At 36.4% G+C, this 18,911-nt stretch carries 17 protein-coding genes; 7 read left to right on the top strand and 10 right to left on the bottom strand.

Translation table 11 applies throughout. The features are described 5' to 3' along the window. The first annotated feature begins 214 nt into the window (after nt 1-214). The 3 genes from V4538_00135 to V4538_00125 all read left to right on the top strand — a co-directional run bounded on the left by V4538_00135 (nt 215) and on the right by V4538_00125 (nt 4,203). A complete protein-coding gene (locus V4538_00135; protein MES2379416.1) occupies nt 215-2,794 on the top strand; it encodes a fibronectin type III domain-containing protein in 2,580 nt (859 codons plus the stop codon). Nucleotides 2,795-2,809: 15 nt separating this feature from the next. Next, nucleotides 2,810-3,625 carry a helix-turn-helix transcriptional regulator gene (locus V4538_00130; GenBank protein MES2379415.1) on the top strand — a complete coding sequence of 272 codons (816 nt, stop codon included), beginning with the start codon at nt 2,810-2,812 and terminating at the stop codon, nt 3,623-3,625. An 80-nt stretch (nt 3,626-3,705) separates the two neighbouring features. Then, the gene (locus V4538_00125; GenBank protein ID MES2379414.1) at nt 3,706-4,203 is read left to right on the top strand and encodes a DUF6265 family protein; all 498 of its coding nucleotides are present in this window, start codon (nt 3,706-3,708) and stop codon (nt 4,201-4,203) included. A gap of 55 nt (nt 4,204-4,258) precedes the next feature. On the opposite strand, the gene V4538_00120 is transcribed toward V4538_00125, so the two are convergent. The 5 genes from V4538_00120 to V4538_00100 all read right to left on the bottom strand — a co-directional run bounded on the left by V4538_00120 (nt 4,259) and on the right by V4538_00100 (nt 9,124). After that, on the bottom strand, nt 4,259-5,212 hold the full coding sequence (locus V4538_00120; protein MES2379413.1) for an NAD-dependent epimerase/dehydratase family protein: 954 nt from the start codon (nt 5,210-5,212) through the stop codon (nt 4,259-4,261). Nucleotides 5,213-5,361: 149 nt separating this feature from the next. Beyond that, a complete protein-coding gene (locus V4538_00115; GenBank protein MES2379412.1) occupies nt 5,362-5,745 on the bottom strand; it encodes an SRPBCC domain-containing protein in 384 nt (127 codons plus the stop codon). Between the two features lie 172 nt (nt 5,746-5,917). After that, on the bottom strand, nt 5,918-6,307 hold the full coding sequence (locus V4538_00110; GenBank protein ID MES2379411.1) for a hypothetical protein: 390 nt from the start codon (nt 6,305-6,307) through the stop codon (nt 5,918-5,920). Between the two features lie 393 nt (nt 6,308-6,700). Then, on the bottom strand, nt 6,701-7,831 hold the full coding sequence (gene hppD / locus V4538_00105) for a 4-hydroxyphenylpyruvate dioxygenase (GenBank protein MES2379410.1): 1,131 nt from the start codon (nt 7,829-7,831) through the stop codon (nt 6,701-6,703). A gap of 135 nt (nt 7,832-7,966) precedes the next feature. Continuing rightward, nucleotides 7,967-9,124 (bottom strand): homogentisate 1,2-dioxygenase, encoded by a 1,158-nt coding sequence (locus V4538_00100; protein ID MES2379409.1) that lies wholly within the window; start codon nt 9,122-9,124, stop codon nt 7,967-7,969. 118 nt (nt 9,125-9,242) lie between these two features. Here V4538_00100 and V4538_00095 point away from each other — a divergent pair, with 118 nt between their 5' ends. The 3 genes from V4538_00095 to uvrC all read left to right on the top strand — a co-directional run bounded on the left by V4538_00095 (nt 9,243) and on the right by uvrC (nt 13,053). Continuing rightward, a complete protein-coding gene (locus V4538_00095; GenBank protein MES2379408.1) occupies nt 9,243-10,256 on the top strand; it encodes a tetratricopeptide repeat protein in 1,014 nt (337 codons plus the stop codon). Between the two features lie 90 nt (nt 10,257-10,346). After that, nucleotides 10,347-11,144 carry an energy transducer TonB gene (locus V4538_00090; protein ID MES2379407.1) on the top strand — a complete coding sequence of 266 codons (798 nt, stop codon included), beginning with the start codon at nt 10,347-10,349 and terminating at the stop codon, nt 11,142-11,144. 112 nt (nt 11,145-11,256) lie between these two features. After that, nucleotides 11,257-13,053: an excinuclease ABC subunit UvrC gene (gene uvrC / locus V4538_00085; protein ID MES2379406.1), complete on the top strand. Its 1,797-nt coding sequence runs from the start codon at nt 11,257-11,259 to the stop codon at nt 13,051-13,053. Between the two features lie 83 nt (nt 13,054-13,136). Here the strand turns inward: uvrC and nusA are convergent, their stop codons facing one another. Then, a complete protein-coding gene (gene nusA / locus V4538_00080) occupies nt 13,137-14,375 on the bottom strand; it encodes a transcription termination factor NusA (GenBank protein ID MES2379405.1) in 1,239 nt (412 codons plus the stop codon). 37 nt (nt 14,376-14,412) lie between these two features. Next, the gene (locus V4538_00075; GenBank protein MES2379404.1) at nt 14,413-14,877 is read right to left on the bottom strand and encodes a ribosome maturation factor RimP; all 465 of its coding nucleotides are present in this window, start codon (nt 14,875-14,877) and stop codon (nt 14,413-14,415) included. A gap of 120 nt (nt 14,878-14,997) precedes the next feature. Between V4538_00075 and V4538_00070 the strand changes: the two genes are divergently transcribed. Further along, a complete protein-coding gene (locus V4538_00070; GenBank protein ID MES2379403.1) occupies nt 14,998-15,852 on the top strand; it encodes a YegS/Rv2252/BmrU family lipid kinase in 855 nt (284 codons plus the stop codon). Nucleotides 15,853-15,907: 55 nt separating this feature from the next. Here the strand turns inward: V4538_00070 and atpC are convergent, their stop codons facing one another. The 3 genes from atpC to V4538_00055 all read right to left on the bottom strand — a co-directional run bounded on the left by atpC (nt 15,908) and on the right by V4538_00055 (nt 18,900). Continuing rightward, entirely contained in the window at nt 15,908-16,141 is a 234-nt protein-coding gene (atpC, locus tag V4538_00065) for an ATP synthase F1 subunit epsilon (protein MES2379402.1), read from the bottom strand. A 96-nt stretch (nt 16,142-16,237) separates the two neighbouring features. Further along, on the bottom strand, nt 16,238-17,746 hold the full coding sequence (atpD, locus tag V4538_00060; protein MES2379401.1) for a F0F1 ATP synthase subunit beta: 1,509 nt from the start codon (nt 17,744-17,746) through the stop codon (nt 16,238-16,240). Between the two features lie 152 nt (nt 17,747-17,898). After that, entirely contained in the window at nt 17,899-18,900 is a 1,002-nt protein-coding gene (locus tag V4538_00055; GenBank protein MES2379400.1) for a type IX secretion system membrane protein PorP/SprF, read from the bottom strand. Nucleotides 18,901-18,911 lie beyond the last annotated feature (11 nt).

Here is an 18,911-nt window from a genome sequence, read left to right as displayed (position 1 = left end):
ATTAGTCTGTTTTTTCATTCCTATTCACAAAAGTATTTTATTATTCTACACTACAAAAAACTGGCTTTGTTTTATAAGCATAGTTTGTTTTGCCTATTGGTATAGACGTTGCATACAACGTCTTTACGTTGTTCTACAATAGTTTGACTTGTTTAGCACTCGGGCAGGTTTATATTTGTTAAAGAAAATTAATCCCAACAAATAGTAAAACAGTATGTTATTTTATTTACGACTCAGTATAGTAAGCCTGTTAATGGCTTTGGCGTTTAAAGCCTCTGCCCAGGTACCGGCTTTAACAAACCCTGCTAACAATGCTATTGATGTAGATTTGAAAACCTATTTAAACTGTACCATGCTCACAGGTGCGGGGTGGAAATACCAGCTCATGTACGATACATCAGCCACCTTTAACAGCCCCGTATTGTTTAATAAAGTAAGCAATGTATGGATAACCTATTTAGACAGTGCTTACTTCAATACCCGCTATTACTGGAAAATGCGTTCTATACGTAACAATACTGATACTTCTGTATGGTCTGCCACTTGGTCGTTTAAAACCATCGACTCCTTTGAGGTAACTACCCCAAGTATGAATGCCACCAATACCAATATAGGCTTAACGGTATATTTTAAAAAAATAGGCGGCACAGTACGTGTGCAGTACGATACTACGGCTACCTTTGATTCACCCGTATTAACCGATACGGTATTCAACGATTTAAATACACAAAGTTTGCCCGTAAGGCAATTGTACTTTGGGCGCAATTATTATGTACGCGGTATGGCCTATACCGTAACCGATACCATTCCGTTTTCAAAAGCATTTAAGTTTACCACACTGGCATTGCCAACCAGCAGTATTAGCAGTGGGGTGTACGATGTAAGTGTAACTGCCAGTTCTTATGCCATAACAAGTTTAGCCAACGATACCAATATTTGGTACCAAACGCAGTTTGATACATCGCTCGCTTTTAACTCGCCCTTATTGGTAAATAGTATCAGCAAGAAGCAAACAAACACCACACCCTTTTTATTACACTACGGAAAAAACTACTATATGCATATACGCGTATGGCACTTAAAAGATACTTCAGCCTGGCGTACCATTACTATAAGTACCAAATCCGGCCCTACCTCCCTGTCATATCCTGCAGCTACCGATACCATTATTCGCCCCGACTCAGCCCGTTTTACCTTGTTTAATATGCAGGGAGTAAAACGCTACGAAATAATGGCCGATACCACACCCTTATTTAACTCACCCGTATTGATAAGCGATACGCTAAATAAAAATGCCAATGGCGCTTTGCGTAATTTATATTTTAATACCCTTTATTATGTAAAAGTTCGTACCATTACCGAGGTCGATACATCCGACTGGTTTTACAGGAATATACGTACCATGGCAGCCCCTTTCCTGTTAACACCACAAAACAACAGCACCAGTCAGTTAACCAATCCTGTATTAAGTTGGACCAATCTTTCCCACTTAACAGGCTACCGCGTAATGGTTGACACATCCGCCTTATTTAACAGCAACCAGCTCATGATAATAGATAGCAATAAGCTAGCCGATAGAGTTGCTACCAACGATTTATTATTTGACCAGGTATATTATTGGAAAATGCAGGCACGCAGTGCCAAAGATACCTCGTTATGGACACCTGCGCTTAAGTTTACCACATCACCTTTTGCTATATATATTAATACACCTTACAATGGAGAACAAAATGTAGCTGTTAACCCAACCTATATCAGTTGGAGTCAACCCACAGGTATCAGGGGTTTTCATTACCAGGTATCAACCGACTCATTATACACCAACCCCATTAACAGGTATATTAACAACCGCGATGTATCAGGCGAAAACTTAAATGGTTTGGCTTACAGTACCCGTTACTTTTTACGCGTAAGAGGCTTTAATAAAGCAGATACAACCGATTGGTATTACGAAAATAAATTTACCACCAAAGTTGCACCTGTTGCACCCTTGGCACCCGTATTATCATTACCTGCCAATGGAGCCATTAAACAAACTTATACAGGCTTAATACTTACATGGACAGCAGTAGCCAATGTAACTGTTTACGAAATTCAAACAGATGTATCAGCCGATTTTAGTAATCCGCTTGTTGGCTCCAATACCACCAATCAAATTACAGTTTCAGGCTTGCAGCCTTCTACTTTGTATTATTGGCGAGTAAGAGGTATGAATGGAACACAACCCGGTGCCTGGTCCGTTCCGTTTTCGTTTACCACACTTGTTTTGTTAGTGCCACCACAGCAGTTGGTGCCCGATAATTTTACCTTGCTTACCCCCGCACAGGTTACTTTACAGTGGGAAGCCAATACCGATGCCGAGCGTTATGAATATATGTATGGCAATAGCCCAACATTTACCGGCAGCCCGTTAACTACTACCCAAAACAAAGCCATTATCAATAACCTTTCACCGGGGCTTACCTATTACTGGCAGGTGCGTACCGTTATTTTACCCTATGCTTCCGCCTGGAGCAATATAGCTACATTCAGGGTGGCCGCTACCGGTATACAAGAAGTAAGCAATGAGCCACAGCAATGGTTTTTTCCTAATCCATCATCAGCAGGTATAATAAACTTTAGTAAAGATTTACCCGTACAACACATTACTATATACAGCTTAAACGGACAAAAAGTATTAGATACCGATGTGGTAAACACCACACTTAACGTAAGCTTTCTAACCAAAGGAGTATACATGGTACACCTGCAGTTAAACGAAAAAACAGTACACAGTAAATTACTAATAGAATAAACAGGAAGTTTGTATATGGATTACAATACCCATGCACCCCATAACGATTTGGCAGACTTTGTAAAATCTTACTGGACATTAGAAGCTCCCAAAGAAACAAAGCCAACTAAACAAAAAATAGTACCGGACGGGTGCATGGAAATGATTTTTCATGATGGCGATTTGTTTAAGCAATATATAACAGACGAAACCTTTGTTGTGCAACCCAGGTGTTTTGTATTTGGGCAGATAACTACTTCCTTAGCTATTGAACCTACGGGTGTAACAGGCATTTTTGCGGTACGTTTTTTACCCGATGGGTTTATGCCCTTTGCTACTTTACCCATTAGTGCTATGGAAAACAGAGCCGTTCCGTTACACGAGTTATTTGGCGATAGCGGTACACAGTTAGAACAGAACATATTGAAGGCTGTAAGCCATACAGATAGAATAGCTATAATAGAAAGCTTTCTACTGCAACAGTTAATTACACCCGCTGCTATTGACAGAGTGGCAAAATTAAGCGTAGAAGTAATCATGCAATTAAATGGCCGGCTATCGGTTGAGGAATTATCAAACCATATACAAATAAACCGAAGACAACTGGAACGTAAATTTGCTTCAGTAATAGGTTTAAGTCCAAAACAACTGGCTAAAATTATCAGACTACAAGCCGCCTTAAAAATATTAGCCAACAAACAATTTACCAGCCTTACTTCATTGGCACACGAAAGCAGCTATTATGATCAGGCACATTTTATAAAAGACTTTAAAGAGTTTACCGGTTTAAGCCCCAAACAATTTTATGCCGATGATTTAAAAATGTCAACCCTGTTTACAGGTACCGAATAAGCTGTCGCAATTTTACAATTTTTAAAAAAAGTATTAATTGTAATTGCAGTCCGTAATATTGTAACCAAATAATGAATGATATGAAAAAAGTACAACACACCATTAGTTCCCTTATTGTTTTACTGGCAATAGCAGCTTGTAACACTGCAAACAATAAACAAGCAACCACTTATACCGAGTTGGAGAAAGCCAGTTGGTTAATTGGTAATTGGGAAAATAAATCAAGCGAAGGAAACGCTTCTGAAGTATGGAAAAAAGAAAATGACTCCACCTTGCTTGGTGCCAGTTATTTTATAATGGGAAAAGATACCGCTTCAACCGAGTTTATTAGTTTACACCAAACGGGTAAAGAGATATTTTATGCACCGACCATTCCCGGCCAAAACGGTGGACTTCCTATTGAGTTTAAATTAACCCAATCAGACAATAATAGTTTAGTATTTGAAAACCCCGCGCACGACTTCCCGCAAAAAATTACCTATACCAAAATAACCAACGATTCATTGGTGGCCGAAATAAGCGGCAAGCAGCAAGGCAAAGAAAAAGCCATGCAGTTTCCTATGAAAAGGGCAAAGTAATAAACATAAAAAAGGCTATCCAATCAGATAGCCTTTTTCTTTTATAAAATCTTGTTTAATGAGATTGACTGTATAGTTTGTTTAAGTTCAACATCATATCGTCCGTCATTTTTTGCAAATCAAAATCAGGTTGCCATCCCCAATGCGCACGAGCTTCTGCATCGTTAATGCTTTTTGGCCAGCTATCAGCTATGGCTTGTCTAAAGTCAGGCGCAAAGTCAATGGTAAATGAAGGAATATGTTTTTGAATAGCTGCTGCTATTTCCAACGGATTAAAGCTCATACCCGCTACATTATAACTGCTGCGTATTTTAACCTGCTCGGCCGGAGCTTCCATTAAGTTAATGGTTGCTTTTAATGCATCAGGCATATACATCATAGGTAAAGTAGTGTGCTCATTTAAAAAGCAAGTGTATTTACCGTTTTTAATGGCTTCGTGGTATATATGTACTGCGTAATCAGTAGTGCCACCACCCGGTGCTGATTTATGGCCTATTAAACCCGGGTAACGGATGCTGCGTACATCAACATTGTATTTCTGGAAATAGTATTCGCAAAAACGCTCGCCAGCCTGTTTACTAATACCGTAAATAGTATTAGGTTCCATTACCGTGTATTGAGGTGTTAATATACTTGGCGTTGTAGGGCCAAATACAGCAATAGAACTTGGCCAGTATACTTTTTTAATTAAACCCTCTTTGGCTGCATCCAGTATGTGAAATAAGCCCTGCATGTTTAAGTCCCATGCAAACTTTGGATTTTTTTCAGCAGTAGCGCTTAATAAAGCAGCCAGCAAATAAACCTGCGTTACTTTGTATTTTTTAATAATGGCATAAACACCATCCTTATCCAATATATCAATTATTTCAAACGGTCCGGGAGTGTGTTCAGGTTTTTTTAAATCGCTGCATACAACGTTGTCAGTTCCATAAATTTCGCGTAGTGCTTCGGCAAGTTCAGTTCCAATTTGCCCGTTTGAGCCAATAATAAGTATCGTATCGGTTTGCATGAAAAAAGTGTTTTTTTGTTTCCAAATGTATTTTAAATTTTGGGTAGTATCCTATTTTTTTTACACCAAAATAAATAATTTGTATAGCTGCATTGTATACTATGCAGAGTTCGTTGCTTACCAATAAAATTAGTTAGATTGAGTAATAACTACTCTTCGTAAAAATCAATTAAATCAGCAAAGTAAGAAAAGTCCCAACCGTCTTGTATATCTTCAAAATCTTCGTCAGGAATATTGGTGTGCCTTAACTCGGCCGAAGTACCTTGCTTGTGTTCGTGTAGTATAATGGTAACAATAGAGGGCGTAGTATTATCCTCCCCAAAATACCATTCCTGTACTATTTTTTTGCCGGGTACAAACTCTAAGTTTTTACCTACTATACTTCCATCCCACATAGAAAATTCAGTCCCCGGTTCAGCTTTCATTTCAGCCTTATCGCCAGTCCATAACATAATGGTCGATTCAACGGTTAAAGCCAGATAAACTTCTTCAGGAGTAGCAGGTATAATATAGTATTTTTTTAAATCTTTCATGGAGTAATGCAAAGTGCAAGTTTAAGCTTTTGCTTATAAAATACAGAAGTTTATAAAACAAAAACGGGCACTCTTGCATGTGCCCGTGTTTTGTTAATCAATTAAATCTTTTCCCTAACTTGCAAAAAGGGAAACACTTAAACGTTTATGGCAACAACTTAATAATTGCTTATTAGTTATTACTAGTATTTAAGTCGAAGGTAAGGGTTGGTGGAGCCGGAGCTTCCTCAACCGCTGGCGAAGGCGCTACTAAATCGTTTAAAGTAGGTGTAGTAGTTACTTCTTTGGTTTCAGTTTTTTTGCTGGTATTAGCAGGAGCATTGGTTTTAGGTTTAATAATTTCACCCATGCCATACATCTCTAATTTGTTTTCGCGAACAAACATACCTAAAGCAATAGCTGCTTTAATACTGCTTATGTTTAATTCTACTTCCCATTCATCTATACTAATAGCACGTGGGTTTGCACTGAAACTTATTTTTTGTTCTAAACAGTAATCAATAACAGTTTGAATGTTTTTGCGTTTGCTTAAAATAATAGGTTTATCGTCTGTTGTATTCATTAAAATATCTTTCTTTTTCTGACTGCTAAATTAATGCTTAAACTTCCTTTGAAAAAGTAAACAGGCTTTAATTTTTTGTCAAATTACCATGGAATACTAACAATCAGCACAATAAAGTTTATAACATGTGGAAAACCCTACACCTGTGGGGTTTTTGATTTCAAGAGCGATAGGTGTCTTATTTTTAGGTTGTTAGGCCTCCGTTAGCCTTTAAATCCCAACTTTAGGAAACGCATACCCTTAAAATGAATAGAAAAATAGTCACAAATTGCCTAACATGGAGTTGTTTGTTTGTGAATGAGCTATTTAGTAGATTAAATGGCTTTAATCTACATAAAAAAAGCCACCCTTAAGGTGGCTTTTGTAGTATAAACTATGATGTTTTATGCTGTTTTATAAATTGCCTCTATTGGCTTGCTCGCGTTCAATGGCTTCAAACAAAGCTTTAAAATTACCTTTACCAAAGCTTTTTGCTCCTTTACGTTGAATAATTTCAAAAAACATAGTAGGTCTGTCTTCTACCGGTTTGGTAAACAATTGTAATAAGTAACCCTCATCGTCCTTATCAATCAAAATACCCAACCCCTTTAATGATTCAATATCTTCGTCAATAGGTCCTACGCGGTCCAACAAATCGTCATAATAACTGCTTGGTACTTTTAAAAATTCAACACCACGTGCCATTAATTGTTTAACAGTCGAAACAATATCTAAAGTGGCAATGGCAATATGTTGTACGCCTTCACCTTCATAAAACTCTAAGTATTCTTCTACCTGACTTTTCTTTTTACCTTCAGCAGGCTCGTTTATAGGGAATTTAACATAACCGTTTCCATTGCTCATTACTTTGCTCATTAAAGCAGAGTACTCCGTGCTGATATCATTGTCGTCAAACGAAAGAATATTTCTAAAGCCCATTACATTTTCGTAAAACGAAACCCATGGATTCATTTGGTTCCAATCTACATTGCCTACACAATGGTCAACGTATAATAAACCTGTTGGCTCAGGGTTGTAAGCGCTTTCCCATTTAACAAAACCCGGCATAAATACACCTTTGTAGTTTTTACGTTCAATAAACCAATGCTCCACCTCGCCATACGTTTTTATACCACTCATGCGTATTTCGCCATTGGCATCGCTAATGGTTTTTGGCTCCAAAGTAGTTACCCCACCACGTTTGGTAGTTTGTTCAAAAGCATCGTAAGCATCATCAACCATTAAGGCCAATACCTTTACGCCATCACCATGTTTTTTGTGGTGTTCAGCAATAGGTGAATCAGAACGCAAAGGAGTAGTCAACATTAAGCGCATTTTATTTTGCACCAATACATAACTGGCTCTATCCTTTACACCCGTTTCAGGTCCGGCATAAGCAAGACTTTGAAAACCAAAGGCTGTTTTGTAAAAATGGGCTGCTTGTTTAGCATTGCCTACATATAACTCTACGTAATCTGTTCCGTGTAATGGAAGAAAATCGCTGGTTTCTGGTAACATTTCTTTTGTTTGTTCTACGGTACTCATGTTTATATTGTATTGACTATAAGTCTGTTTTAAATTTAACTATTCACTTTTCGCAGGCAAATATAATGGCTATTTACAATTGCGAAAGATTTTATTGTTTCATTACTGTTTGTTTATTCCCTACCGTAAGTGCTATTACTCAACCCAGGTTTTATAATAACCGGGGTCTTCCATTTGCATAGCGGCTTCCGTTATTTTTAAAGGATAAAAAGGATCAATCATTACCGCCAGTTCTTTCGTTTCCGTTTTACCAATCGATTTTTCAACCGTGCCCGGGTGCGGGCCATGCGGAATTCCTTTCGGATGTAAACTAATCATTCCACGTTCCACATGTTTACGGCTCATAAAATCGCCATCCACATAATACAATACCTCATCACTGTCTACATTACTGTGGTTATAAGGCGCAGGAATAGAAAGCGGGTGGTAATCATATAAACGAGGCACAAAAGAACAAATTACAAAATTGTGTCCTTCAAATGTTTGGTGAATAGGAGGTGGCATGTGCACACGGCCTGTTATTGGTTCGTAATTATGAATACTAAAACCATAAGGATATTGGAAACCATCCCAACCTATTACATCAAAAGGATGCGTAGCATAGGTATAAGGGAAAATCATATCCTGTTTTTTAATTAAAACTTTAAAATCACCTGTTTGGTCAAAAGTTTCTTTCAGCTCAGGTAATTTTATATCACGCTCGCAGTATGGTGAATGTTCTAGTAATTGTCCGTGTTTATTTAAATAACGTTTTGGTGGACAAATAGGAGAGAAAGACTCCGTAATGAATAACCTGTTTTGTTCCGTTTCAAAATGCAACTGGTAAATAGTTCCACGAGGTATTACCAAATAGTCACCATATTCAAATGGAATTTGCCCGTATACCGTTTTTAAAATACCCGTTCCTTCGTGTATAAATATTACCTCATCAGCATCCGCATTTTTAAAAAAATAATCAGTCATGCTTTTGCGTGGCGCAGCCGAAGCCAAATACACATCGTTATTAAAAAGTGTATATACACGGCTTTTTAAATAATCGTCCACAGGAGCAGTTTTAAAAGTTAAAAAACTACGGTTTTGTAAGTTCTTTTCAATAGCCGCTTTAGGTGCAATACTGTATGCTTCGCCAATTTCTTTAACCAGCGTAGGCGGATGGCAATGGTATACCAACGAGTATAAGCTGCTAAAACCTTCAGTTGAAACAAGTTCTTCTGAATATAAACTGCCGTCAGGTTTTCTAAATTGTGTGTGACGTTTAGGGGGTATTTGTCCTTGTTTATGGTAAAATGGCATGACGTTTTTAGGGTTACAATTTTAGGTAATGGAAAAGATTATTTTTTAGTGCAACAAAGTTATGTTTTTTTGCGACTTGTAAAATGAGGTATCTCATTGAATTACCAAACAAAAGTTTATGCATAACAAAACCATTATTTTCTTACTCAATATACTGCTCATTGCTTCGTGCGCTAATAACAATAGCAAACAAACAAGTAGCTCTATTGATTCCATAGCCATAAAAGCAGGGGCACAGGATTTATCGAACGAAATATTGAATAATCCCAGTAAAGCAGAGTTGTATTACGACCGAGGTACAAAATACTATAATGCCAAAGTAATGGACAGAGCCGCATTAGATTTTAACGATGCCTGCACCTTAGACTCACTTAATCCATTGTATTTTTTTATGGCAGCACGTGCTAACTATGCTTTGAATAAGACCATACTGGCGGCAAAAAACTACGAAAAAGCCATATCCTTAAAACCGGATTTTGTAGATGCACAAATTAAACTGGCCGACTTATATTATATTACCAAAGAGCACCAAAAATCAATAAACCTAGCCAATAGCATATTGGCCAACGATAAAAACAACGGATATGCTTATCATTTACGTGCCATTAACTTAAAAGACCTTGGCGATACAGCCAGAGCCATTAGTAATTTTCAAAAAGCCATAGAGTTGGATAATAACGATTACGATAGCCACATGATTTTGGCTACACTGATGTTAGCACAAGGTAACAAGGCCGCACTGGAATATATTAATGCAGCTTTGCGTATAAGGCCCAATGCACCTGATGCTTTTTTTGCAAGGGCTACTTTTTGGCAACAACGCAAAGAATACAAAATGGCTTTAATTGATTACAAAAAAGTAATTAAATATAATCCCGATTATTTTCAATGCTATTATAACGTAGGCTATATAAATTTTGAAACCAATTTTTTAAAAGAAGCCATTGTTAATTTTGATATGTGTGTACGTATGGCTAACGATTATTTACCAGCCTACTACATGCGCGGGCTTTGCTATGAGGGTTTAAACGATTACGAAAATGCCCGTTTAAACTATGAGTTTGTATTAAAATACAATCCTGATTACGAATTAGCCCAACTGGGAATGAAACGCATTGCAGGTAAAAAATAAACCTCAATGTAATAATTCCGTCACGTAATAAAATACGCTCAACTTTTTACGTTTTATAATTGACTTGCTAGTAACAAATCAATTGTAACCATGAACATACTTAATCAACCGAACAATAACCTAGATGAGTTAGTGTTTGAAAACAGAAACAAAGCCTACGGAGCTTATGTGTTGCGTAAAGAGTATCCTTCTAATTTAAAGCGTAGCTTTCTTATTACATTTATTACCCCTGTTGCTATTATTTTGTTCTCTATTATCTACAACCAGTTGCATGGTGATGTGGTTACTGTTAATCCTATTGATAAAGCTAATGCAGGTGATACTGTAATTGTAATTGTGATGCCTGCTAAAAAAGATAAAGAACAGATAGAAGAAATGTATAAACCAAAGGCTACAAAAAATGCTGATAATGGAAATTACCATGTAAGGCGCGATGCAGAGGCAAGAATAGTTCCTTCGGATTCATTTGTGCGTAGTACTTTGATAGATGAACCAATTGGTAATCCTTCAGGACCTTCTTCAGCTTTACCTACCGGAGGGAAAAGTCTTGCTGGTAATAATGAAGGTAACGAAGATGGAACTTTTATGGAAGGAGTGGAGCAAATGCCGGAATTTAATGGCGATTTGTATGAGTATTTAGGCGAAGAAATTAATTACCCACCGGTAGCATTGCAAAACAATGTACAAGGAAAAGTATTGGTTTCATTTGTGGTAGATAAAGATGGAAAAGTAAAAGATGCAACTGTATTAAAAGGTATTGGTTTTGGTTGCGATGAAGAAGCCATTCGTGTTATAAAAAGTATGCCCGATTGGAGCGCAGGTATGCAAAACAAAAGAAAAGTATCAGTGAGAATGATTATACCTATTATGTTCCAGGTAACTGATTAGTTTATGAATGGATAAACACATTTGTATTGGGTTAATGAACACAGAAAAGCACTTAGTTTTATAGAAAGCTAAGTGCTTTTTGTTTTAAATAAAGGTACATTTGTGCTAAGTAATGCATACGCCACATTTAAAAGATATTATTAGTTCGCTTCCCGAAACACCAGGTATTTATAAGTATTTCGATAAAGAAGGCAATCTTATATACATTGGTAAAGCCAAGAGTCTTAAAAAAAGAGTAAGCAGCTATTTTAATAAAAACCATTACGAAAACCGCAAAACGGCTGTGATGGTGGGTCGTATTGTTGATATACATTTTACTTTAGTTGAAACAGAAATAGATGCGTTGTTGCTGGAGAACTCGCTTATTAAAAAGTTTCAGCCTAAGTTCAACATCAACCTTAAAGACGATAAAACATATCCTTTTATTTGTGTAAAGCGCGAACGATTCCCCAGGATTTTTCCAACACGCAATCCCATAAAAGATGGAAGCGAGTATTTTGGTCCGTATGCTTCGGGCGGTATGATGCATACCATTTTAGATTTAATTAAAACCATTTACCCCTTACGCAATTGCACCTTAAACTTAAGCGATAAAAATATTAAAGAGTTAAAATTTAAAACCTGCTTAGAGTTTGATATAGGTAATTGCAAAGCACCCTGTGTGGGTTTAATGAGCGAAGAGGAATACAACCAAAATATAAAAAACATAAAAAGTATTTTACGTGGTAACTTAAGTGAAGTAAAAATACATTTAAAAAACCTGATGCAATCAGCGGCTAAGGATTTGAAGTTTGAAGAGGCCGCACGTTATAAAAGAAAGTTAGATGTATTAGAAAATTACCAGAGCAAATCAACCATAGTAACAGGTATTTTAAATGATGTAGATGTATTCAGCATAGTAAGCGATGAGAAGTTTGCCTTTATTAATTACCTGAAAGTTTCCAATGGTATTATTATTCAAACCCAAACGTTTGAGGTTAAAAAGAAAATGGAGGAAAGCGATGCTGAACTGTTGAGTTTGGCTATTGCCGAAGTGCGCGATGAATACCATAGTACCAGCAAAGAAATTATAGTTCCGTTTGATTTAGACTGGAGCGATGATAAAATAGAAATAACCACTCCTAAGTTAGGCGACAGGAAAAAGCTGTTGGAGCTTTCACTTAAAAATGCATTGTATTACAAAAAGGATAAGCTGGCTAAATATGAACTGGTAAATCCGGATTTAAAAGTGGAGCGTATACTAACACAAATGAAAAACGATTTGCGTTTAAAAGACCTGCCACACCATATAGAATGTTTTGATAACAGTAACTTACAGGGAACAAATCCGGTGTCGGCATGCGTAGTATTTAAAGATGCGAAACCAAGTAAAAAGGATTACCGCATTTTTAACGTAAAAACAGTAGAAGGGCCAAACGATTTTGCAACCATGGAGGAAGTAATTTACAGGCGCTACAAACGTTTGTTAGAGGAAGAACAGCCATTACCCAATTTAATTATTATAGACGGGGGAAAAGGGCAGTTAAGTTCAGCCATTGCAAGCTTACATAAACTAAATTTATACGGCAAAATACCTGTTATAGGCATAGCCAAAAGGTTAGAAGAATTGTATTATCCCGAAGATGAGTTTCCGTTGTATATTGATAAGAAATCAGAAACACTTAAAATTATACAACAATTGCGCGATGAGGCACACAGGTTTGGTATAACCAACCATAGAAACAGGCGCAGTAAAAACACGTTTGTAACCGAATTGGAGAACATAAAAGGAATAGGCCCGGAAACGGCTAAAATGCTGTTAAAAGAGCTTAAATCAGTAAAGAAAATTCAGGAAGCTGATATGGATTTATTAACCAATATTATTGGTGCAGCAAAAGCCAAACTGGTGAAAGAATATTTTAACGAGTAATACACTTGACTAACTTAATGAATAAAAAAAGAGCCATTAACTGTAAAAGTTAATGGCTCTTTTAATTAGCTATGATTAAAAGCTTATTCGAATTCAGCTTGAAGTATTTTCTTCACTTCAGCAACTGTTTCTTCTTCTAATTCTGTTCTGCGTACTAAATCTTCATTGCTTATAGCCAATACCGCTTTAGCAGTATCAAGCCCAATGTTTTTCAGTTCGTCAATAATCCAGGTATCAATTTCATCTGTAAATTCATCCAAATCAATATCGTCACCTTCTTCTTCAGCACTATCACGGTAAACATCTATTTCGTAACCTACCATTTTACCGGCAAGCTTAATATTATTACCACCGTTACCAATAGCTAAACTTACCTGGTCTGGTTTCAAAAATACAGATACGCGTTTTTCAGTTTCTTCTACTTTTATGCTGGTAATTTTTGCAGGGCTTAAAGCACGTGTAACTAATAATTGTAAATTATTGGTGTAGTTTATTACATCAATATTTTCATTACGTAATTCGCGTACAATACCGTGAATACGGCTACCTTTCATACCCACACAAGCACCAACTGGATCAATTCTGTCATCGTAACTTTCAACAGCTACTTTAGCACGTTTACCCGGCTCACGAACAATTTTCTTGATATTAATTAAACCATCAATAATTTCAGGTACTTCCAATTCAAATAAACGCTCTAAGAATACAGGCGATGTTCTTGATAAAATAATACGAGGGCTGCCATTGTGCATTTCTACTTTTAATACAATAGCTCTGATTGATTCCCCTTTTTTGTAATGGTCAGCAGGTATCATTTCAGTTTTAGGAAGTAATAATTCATTGCCTTCTTCGTCAAGAACCATTATTTCTTTTTTCCAGATTTGATAAACTTCACCGGTAACAATCTCACCCACTTTATCTTTGTATTTTTTGTACAATTCGTCTTTCTCTAACTCAAGCACTTTACCTAATAATGTTTGGCGGGCCGATAAAATAGCTCTTCTTCCGAATACAGCCATTCCTACTTCTTCCGTTACATCCTCGCCAATTTCAAAATCAGGTTCAATTTTGATAGCATCGCTGTAAGCAATTTGTGTACGTGGATTTTCCACTTCACCATCGTGTACAATGGTTCTGTTTTGCCAAATTTCTAAGTCACCACTTTTGTCATTTATAATAACATCAAAGTTATCATCGGTAACAAATTTTTTGCGCAACATGGTTCTAAATACATCTTCCAACACACGTTGTAACGTGGCACGGTCAATGTTTTTAAATTCCTTAAACTCGCCAAACGAGTCTATAAGTCCTGCACTATGCATAATGTATATTTATTTTTTCTGTTTAATTGCTATAAAATTATTTAAAACTAATTTGAACAATACTTTCTTTTATATCGCCAAATTCAATAGTCTTAAATATAGGTTCTTTTGCTATGTAAGCTTTCTTGTTGTCTTTCAAATGCAAGGTAAGTGTTTCTCCTTCAATTTTTTCAAGTCGCCCAAACAATTCAGTGTTTTGGTTTAAGATTATCTTAAACTCTCTACCTACATGTTTTGTGTACTGTCTTAAAAAATTCAATGGCTTGTCAACCCCTGGCGATGATACTTCTAAAATATAAGCTCCGTCACTGTAATCAATTTCATCTAAGTGGCCCGAAAGGTGTTTACTTAATAACCTGCACTCATCAATACTTACTCCATTATCACCATCAACAAAAACACTAATTTTTTTGCTACCCACTTTCCACTCTACATCAACCACAAATAAATGTGCAGCTAAAAAATCATTACTCCAAGTTTTTATTTGTTCTATTATGTCCATATAAAATAAAAGAGAGGACTGTTGCCCTCTCTTCAATTACTTTTAAATATGCTTCAAAAGTAAGTTTATTTTTGAAAAATACAAATAAAGAGTTAGTTGCAGGTAAAACAGTAATAGTTTATGGATAAAAAATTTGCCATTATAATCAATCCTAAATCAGGCAAAGGCCATGTATATATTGCTTTGTCGGCACTAAAAAGCACTTTAAATACCCATTCCTTTTTATATATCGTTTTTGAAAATGATTTACCCGAAAACTTAGATGGATTCACCGATTTAATTATTTTAGGAGGCGATGGTACCTTGAATTATACCATTAACTGGTTTAAGCAAATTAACATACCCATAGCTTTAATCGCCTGCGGAACAGGTAACGATTTTGCGTATTGTTTATATGGAAACAGCCCTTTAACTGAACAGATTGATTTAGCCATTTTTGGAAAAATACAGTCAGTTGATGCAGGTACTTGCAATGAAAAGTTGTTTTTAAATGGCGTAGGTATTGGCTTTGACGGAGAAGTTGCACATCATTTATATGCAAAAAAATATTTAAAGGGAAAACTCGCTTACATGGCCAGCGTTATTCCATTGTTGTTTGTATATAAAGAAACCCAAGTATCCATAACAACAGATAATTTTAGCTACAACGGTCCATTGTTTATGTTAAGTGCAGCTAATGGCAAAAGGTATGGAGGAGGTTTTTATGTAACGCCTAATGCTTTAATTACCGATAAATTATTAAACTTAATGCTTGTAACCAAAGCCTCTTTGGTTAAACGACTTCTTTATCTGCCATATATTGAGAAAGGGAAGCATGTTGTAAAAGCGCCCGTATTTGTTAAGCAAAATACATTTACACAGTTTTTTATAGAGGCCGATAAACCAATAAGAGCCCATTTAGATGGGGAAGCCATGGTAGCCCAACAATTTACTATTCAAGCTTTACCTCATTATTTTCAATTTAAAATGAAATAAAAAACCCGATTAACTTTTAAGCTAATCGGGTTTTTGAGCAATTATATTTTAATGGTTAAGCTAAAACAACAATTTTGTTAGCCAACACTTCTACAATACCGCCATAAATAACAAACTCTTGTCTGCCACATTCTTTACCTGTAATAATTATATTGCCTTTATCCAAACTGCTTATTATGGGAGCATGGTCTTTCAATACTTGAAATTTTCCATCGCTACCAGGTAAAGTAACTGATTCTACTTCGCCAGTAAATAACACTTTGTCGGCTGTAATTATATCTAATTGCATATATTTTAATTATTCGTTTTAAGTACCCGGTACTTAGTTTTTAAAACCAGTTACAGAAACTAAGTACTAAAAACCAAGAACCGAAAACTGTTAAAATTATTTTGACTCAGCTAACATTTTATCACCTTTAGCTATCGCATCTTCAATAGTACCTACTAAGTTAAATGCTGCTTCCGGTAAATGATCTAATTTACCATCCATAATCATGTTAAAACCTTTAATAGTCTCTTCAATTGTAACTAAAGTACCTTTTAAACCGGTAAATTGTTCAGCTACGTGGAAAGGTTGAGATAAGAAACGTTGAACACGTCTTGCTCTTGAAACGGTTAATTTATCGTCTTCAGAAAGCTCATCCATACCAAGAATAGCAATGATATCCTGTAACTCTTTGTAACGTTGTAAAATTAATTTAACTCTTTGAGCGCAATTGTAATGCTCATCGCCAACAATAGCAGGAGTTAAGATACGTGAAGTTGAATCCAAAGGATCAACCGCAGGATAAATACCTAACTCTGAAATTTTACGACTTAATACTGTTGTAGCATCTAAGTGGGCAAATGTAGTAGCAGGAGCAGGGTCAGTTAAATCATCAGCAGGTACATATACCGCTTGAACTGAAGTAATAGAACCACGTTTAGTTGAAGTAATACGCTCTTGCATCGCTCCCATTTCCGAAGCCAATGTTGGTTGGTAACCTACTGCTGAAGGCATACGACCTAATAAAGCCGATACTTCAGAACCTGCTTGCGTAAAACGGAAAATATTATCAACGAAGAATAATATATCACGTCCACCTGATTTTTCATCACCATCACGGAAATATTCCGCTACCGATAAACCTGATAATGCAACACGTGCACGTGCTCCAGGAGGCTCATTCATTTGTCCGAAAACAAAGGTTGCTTTTGAATCTTTTAATTGAGTATAATCTACTTTATCCAAAGGCCATCCGCCTTCTTCCATTCCGTGCATAAATTCATCACCGTATTTTACAATACCTGATTCAATCATCTCACGTAATAAGTCATTTCCTTCACGGGTACGCTCACCAACACCTGCAAACACTGAAAAACCATCGTATGCTTTAGCAATGTTATTAATTAACTCTTGAATTAATACTGTTTTACCAACACCAGCACCACCAAACAAACCAATTTTACCACCTTTTGCATATGGCTCAATTAAGTCGATTACTTTAATACCTGTATATAATGGCTCTGAAGCTGTAGATAAATCTTCGAAACGAGGAGCATTTTGGTGAATAGAACGTGTTCCTTCTGATTGGTCCATTGCATTCATACCATCAATAGCTTCGCCTACTACATTGAATAAACGACCACGAATTTGCTCGCCAACCGGCATTGAAATAGGTTGCCCCATTGGAACTACTTCCATACCACGAACTAATCCGTCTGTGGCTTCCATAGCAATTGCACGTAACATATTTTCGCCTAAATGTCTTTGACATTCCAAAATAAGACGCGAACCATCGGGTCTTGTAATATAAAGCGCATCTAAAATTTTAGGTAACGACTCGTTGCTTGATGCAAAACTTACATCTACAACAGGTCCGATTACCTGAGCTACAACTCCTGATTTTGACATAATTTATTGATTAAATCGATTTTTTTGTGGTGCAAAAATAATTTTTACTGGCATAAAACAAACATTTCATTTAAAAATACAATTTGATTTTAAGCAGTAAACGGAAGTTTTTTAAAAAATTTGAAATAAAGCAGGTGTTTATTTAGTAAAAACTAAAGATCCGGGCAGTTTAAAGGTTTACCGTAACGCGATCTGGTTTTTTTAGGTGTTTTGATGTCAATACCAATTGATATTTCGTGGCTGCCTACTGTGGCTGTTCTGGCATTTGAAACAGTTATATCGTAGCTGTAGCCTATTCTAAACCCTTTTAAGCGCAAACCCATCAATAAAATAATAGCATCTGCATTTCGGCTGGTTTGCCTGTACCATAAGCCAACGGTAAGCGATTGTTTTCTTAAATAAGTACCTAAGTTAACCTGGTAATACTCTCGCTGATTCATGAATAAAATATTGGGAGAAAGAATAACCCTGTTTTCTTCGTAACGCGCTTTTTTTAATACAATGTTGGCTCCTGTGTGTGCAGTATAACGCCTTGGCAATAAAAGAGCAGTATTATCGGAATTGGTTAAAAAAAATGATTGATTTGGTTCTAATAAATTATGAACAGCAAAGCCTCCGTAAAAATATTCGTTGTATAACAAAACACCTGCACCAAAGTTAGGGTAAACAATTTTTTCTTGTCCCGGGTTTTCTGATGATAATTTGACATTACCCAAAACGGGGTCTAACTGGTCGCCAAAAACAAATTTGTTAAAATCATAAGAGCGTTGTCTTATTTCGCCCATTATACCAAAATTAGCACTCCAACTACCGCTAATAGCTAAATTATAAGCATAAGTAGCACCTAGAGTTACAGTAGTTAAAAAACCATCGCCTGCTTGGTCGCCAGAAGCCAAAAGCCCTATACCACTTTTCATATTGGGCATATAAGCATCAAGCGAAGCAACAACTGTTCTGTATGTTTTGCTTAAACCGGTATATTGGTTACGCGCATTGGATGTAATGCGTAATTTTTTAGCTGCACCTGCAAAGGCGGGATTGGTGTAAATGGGCGAAGCGTAAAATTGACTTAATTGAGGATCCTGCGCTTTTAATGAAACTAAAAGCATTGAAAAACAAAAAGTAATGAAAATTTTAGGTAGCGAAAAAGCCATGTAGCAAATTT

It is taken from the genome of Bacteroidota bacterium (assembly GCA_040388375.1).
GTDB lineage: Bacteria > Bacteroidota > Bacteroidia > UKL13-3 > UKL13-3 > JAAFJM01.
Note: the sequence above shows the minus strand (reverse complement) of the source record. Positions and strands in the feature narration are given on the sequence as shown.

Excerpts from the sequence above, each read along its gene's own strand:
- V4538_00120 (MES2379413.1), bottom strand. The coding sequence starts at position 5,212 with ATGCAAACCGATACGATACTTATTATTGGCTCAAACGGGCAAATTGGA.
- uvrC (MES2379406.1), top strand. The coding sequence starts at position 11,257 with ATGCATACGCCACATTTAAAAGATATTATTAGTTCGCTTCCCGAAACA.
- V4538_00095 (MES2379408.1), top strand. The coding sequence starts at position 9,243 with ATGCATAACAAAACCATTATTTTCTTACTCAATATACTGCTCATTGCT.
- V4538_00070 (MES2379403.1), top strand. The coding sequence starts at position 14,998 with ATGGATAAAAAATTTGCCATTATAATCAATCCTAAATCAGGCAAAGGC.
- nusA (MES2379405.1), bottom strand. The coding sequence starts at position 14,375 with ATGCATAGTGCAGGACTTATAGACTCGTTTGGCGAGTTTAAGGAATTT.
- hppD (MES2379410.1), bottom strand. The coding sequence starts at position 7,831 with ATGAGTACCGTAGAACAAACAAAAGAAATGTTACCAGAAACCAGCGAT.
- V4538_00090 (MES2379407.1), top strand. The coding sequence starts at position 10,347 with ATGAACATACTTAATCAACCGAACAATAACCTAGATGAGTTAGTGTTT.
- V4538_00055 (MES2379400.1), bottom strand. The coding sequence starts at position 18,900 with ATGGCTTTTTCGCTACCTAAAATTTTCATTACTTTTTGTTTTTCAATG.
- V4538_00075 (MES2379404.1), bottom strand. The coding sequence starts at position 14,877 with ATGGACATAATAGAACAAATAAAAACTTGGAGTAATGATTTTTTAGCT.
- V4538_00125 (MES2379414.1), top strand. The coding sequence starts at position 3,706 with ATGAAAAAAGTACAACACACCATTAGTTCCCTTATTGTTTTACTGGCA.
- V4538_00115 (MES2379412.1), bottom strand. The coding sequence starts at position 5,745 with ATGAAAGATTTAAAAAAATACTATATTATACCTGCTACTCCTGAAGAA.
- V4538_00130 (MES2379415.1), top strand. The coding sequence starts at position 2,810 with ATGGATTACAATACCCATGCACCCCATAACGATTTGGCAGACTTTGTA.
- atpC (MES2379402.1), bottom strand. The coding sequence starts at position 16,141 with ATGCAATTAGATATAATTACAGCCGACAAAGTGTTATTTACTGGCGAA.
- V4538_00100 (MES2379409.1), bottom strand. The coding sequence starts at position 9,124 with ATGCCATTTTACCATAAACAAGGACAAATACCCCCTAAACGTCACACA.
- V4538_00110 (MES2379411.1), bottom strand. The coding sequence starts at position 6,307 with ATGAATACAACAGACGATAAACCTATTATTTTAAGCAAACGCAAAAAC.
- V4538_00135 (MES2379416.1), top strand. The coding sequence starts at position 215 with ATGTTATTTTATTTACGACTCAGTATAGTAAGCCTGTTAATGGCTTTG.
- atpD (MES2379401.1), bottom strand. The coding sequence starts at position 17,746 with ATGTCAAAATCAGGAGTTGTAGCTCAGGTAATCGGACCTGTTGTAGAT.